This is a genomic window from Pseudovibrio sp. WM33 (assembly GCF_001623165.1).
In the GTDB taxonomy this organism is placed as follows: Bacteria; Pseudomonadota; Alphaproteobacteria; order Rhizobiales; family Stappiaceae; genus Pseudovibrio.
In genome coordinates, this window is sequence record NZ_LMCK01000044.1 from 1 (window position 1) to 3,601 (window position 3,601).

The window sequence follows — 3,601 nt, forward strand, 5'->3', positions numbered from 1 at the left end:
GAGATGGAAGAACCACTACAACACCAAACAACCCCACAGTGCTCTGGGCTACCGCCCACCTGCGACAGGGGCTATCGTACCGATAGACCAAAGGCCAGTGATACACTAACTTTCAATCTGGACCACTCAAATGGGGCTGTTCTGGAGTGTTAAGTTATTTTTCAGCTTAACACATTTTTAATACCGCTTAAATCTTAAGATGAGATCTTGAAATTTAAGCGGTATTAAATCAGTGTTAATATTACACTCTAAGAATAACTAAATGTATATTTATACTATAGTCTCATTAGCATAATTCGTTTATTTTTTTTGCTGCATCTCTCGCGACTTTATCCCAAGTCCGATTTTCAAAAACCCATTTACGTCCAGCTTCACCTAAGCGATCTCGTAACTTCGCATCATCAATCAACACTTCAAGTTTGTCAGCAAGGTCTTCAATGTTGCCTTTCGACCGAAGAAAAATAAGCGGTAAGTAGATATATGGGTTTTAGTTTTATTTCAATATATCGCACAAACCCGAGCAATGGACGGTGTTGTTACATACCGTCCATTCTAATGGAGTTTAGTGCTGTTTGCCAGCTGATAAGTCTAAGACCGGAATCCTGCGATTAGACCCTAGAAGTGAACTGACTTCGCAGCAGCAGGCTTCTGGAGTGGTGGGGCGAACTTGGTGAGGTCGATGCCTTCCACTGCTGCTTTGTATTCATCCATGTTTGGAGTTCTGCCGAGGATTGCGGAAAGAACAACAACCGGAGTGGACGCCAGCAGGGATTCACCCTTTTTCTCAGAGGAATCTTCTACCACACGGCCCTGGAACAGGCGGGTAGAGGTTGCCAGAACGGTATCACCCTTAGCAGCCTTCTCCTGGTTACCCATGCAAAGGTTACAGCCAGGGCGCTCCAGGTACATAATGTTTTCGTATTCGGTACGTGCTTTTGCTTTTGGCATCAGATCGTCGAATTCGAAACCGGAGTACTTCTGCAAGATCTCCCAGTCGCCTTCTGCCTTCAGCTCATCAATAATGTTGTAAGTGGGAGCTGCAACAACAAGCGGAGCATTGAACTCGACCTTACCGCCGTCTTTCTCAAGATTCTTGAGCATCTGAGCAACAATCTTCATGTCGCCTTTGTGCACCATGCAGGAGCCAACAAAGCCCAGATCAACCTTCTTGTCACCACCGTAGTAGGAAACAGGACGGATGGTGTCGTGGGTGTAACGCTTGGAAACGTCATTGTTGTTCACGTCAGGGTCAGCGATCATTGGCTCAACGATCTGGTCCAGATCAACAACAACCTCAGCGAAGTACTTGGCATTGTCATCCGGGGTCAAAGCAGACTTCTCACCAGATTTGATCTCAGCAATACGCTTATCCGCTTTCGCGATCAGACCTGCCAGAACCTTGGCATCATTGTCCATGCCTTTGTCGATCATGATCTGAATGCGGCTCTTGGCCAGCTCAAGAGAGCCGATCAGAGTTTCATCGTTGGAGATACAGATGGAGGCTTTTGCCTTCATTTCTGCAGTCCAGTCAGTGAATGTGAAGGCCTGGTCTGCCAGCAGTGTGCCGATGTGCACTTCGATGATGCGGCCCTGGAACACGTTGTCGCCATGCTGTTTGAGCATCTGCGCCTGTGTTGCATGTACGACATCGCGGAAGTCCATGTGATCAGCCATAGTGCCTTTGAAGGTCACTTTTACTGACTCTGGAATCGGCATGGTGGCTTCACCAGTTGCCAGAGCAAGAGCAACGGTACCGGAGTCTGCACCGAATGCCACGCCTTTGGACATACGAGTGTGACTGTCGCCGCCAATGGTGATGTCCCAGTCATCCACGGTGATGTCATTCAGCACCTTGTGGATCACGTCTGTCATGGCGTGATAGACGCCTTTGGGATCGCGTGCAGTGATCAGGCCAAACTTGTTCATGAACTTCATGAGTTTAGGAATGTTGGCCTGCGCCTTCAGATCCCAAACAGAAGCGGTGTGACAGCCAGACTGGTAAGCACCATCAACAGTTGGAGAAATGACGGTTGCCGCCATGGACTCCAGCTCCTGAGAGGTCATCAGACCAGTGGTGTCCTGAGAACCAACGATGTTCACCTTTACGCGAACATCGGAACCTCCATGCAGGATTGCTCCCGGAGTAGTACCAACTGCATTGCGGTTGAAGATCTTCTCAACAGCAGTCAGGCCCTGACCTTCGTGAGAGATTTCTTTGGATACTGCGAAAGCGGACTTCAGGTCAACGCCGAGTGTCTCTGATGCAAACGTCTGCAGCTTTTTACCAAACACAACAGCGTAGGAGCCGCCTGCTTTCATAAACTCAACTTTTTGAGGCGTGAAAGCGGAAGAAACATCAACCAGCTCTTTATCATCATCATAAAGCTTCTTAGTTTTGGAGTTGATGGTGAGCACCTTGCCAGTCTCAACTGAGTAGGTCTGCTCAAGGACTGGGTCACCATTTTCATCCAGAACGGTGTTGCCATTGGCATCTTGCTTTTTGACCCAGTTTTTCAGGTCAAGGCCGATGCCACCGGTTACACCAACAGTGGTCAGGAAGATCGGAGAAATGCCGTTGGTGCCCGCAACAATCGGAGCAATGTTCACGAAAGGAACGTATGGGCTTGCCTGCTTACCGGTCCACAGCGCAACGTTGTTTACGCCGGACATGCGGGAGGAACCAACACCCATGGTGCCCTTCTCAGCAATCAGCATCACGCGTGCATCAGGATGAGCTTTCTGCAGCTCCTGAATTTTCGCCTGACCTTCTTCAGAGATCATGCACTTGCCGTGCAGTTCACGGTCTGAGCGAGAGTGCGCCTGATTACCAGGAGAGAGCAAGTCGGTGGAGATATCGCCTTCACCAGCAATATAGGTAACGACCTTGATTTCTTCTTCTACTTCAGGAAGCTTGGTGAAGAACTCAGCCTTCGCGTAGCTTTCCAGAATATCTTTTGCAATCGCATTACCTGCTGTAAAAGCTGCCTTCAAACGCTCGGTGTCTGCCTCATACAGAAACACCTGGGTTTTAAGGACATCGGCAGCTTGTTGCGCAACAGACGCATCATCGCCAAGTGCCAGATCAAGAAGAACCTCAACAGACGGGCCGCCCTTCATGTGAGACAGCAGTTCAAAAGCGAAGGACTGAGAAATTTCCTCAACAACAGAGTCGCCAAGAATGATCTCTTTCAAAAACTTCGCCTTTTCACCAGCTGCGCTGGTTGTGCCTGGCAAGGTGTTGTAGATAAAGAATTTAAGGGAACCGTCTCTGTGTTCGTTTTTGAGATCTTTAATCTGCGAAATGATCTCATTCACAAGTGCGCCATCTTCAATCGGCTTGGGGTTCAAACCCTCGGCTTTTCGAGTGTCAATCTCATTCAAGTAGTCAGTGTACAAGCTCATGATTATTCCGACGCATTTGTGTTAGACGATTTATGTTTGGTGTATCCTGAACTCTATGTCACAACCATCTCTGGTAAACCGGTCCAAGTTTGTTGTATGCGGTCGTATACCAAATGACATTGGTATGCAAGATGTTTCCAGCAGTTGCAGAACTCCAACTGAGCCTCCCCCATTTAAGTGGTCCGCCCCTATAATAAGG

Annotated in this window: 2 protein-coding genes; one reads left to right on the top strand and one right to left on the bottom strand. The window is 48.4% G+C overall.

Going from position 1 to position 3,601, the window contains the following annotated elements; genetic code table 11:
* Positions 1 to 109, top strand: a 109-nt coding sequence (locus tag PsWM33_RS27115; RefSeq protein ID WP_153039918.1) for an integrase core domain-containing protein, incomplete at its 5' end; no start/stop codon positions are given.
* A 506-nt stretch (positions 110 to 615) separates the two neighbouring features.
* Here the strand turns inward: PsWM33_RS27115 and PsWM33_RS08845 are convergent.
* Positions 616 to 3,402 (bottom strand): bifunctional aconitate hydratase 2/2-methylisocitrate dehydratase, encoded by a 2,787-nt coding sequence (locus PsWM33_RS08845; protein ID WP_063299966.1) that lies wholly within the window; start codon positions 3,400 to 3,402, stop codon positions 616 to 618.
* Positions 3,403 to 3,601 lie beyond the last annotated feature (199 nt).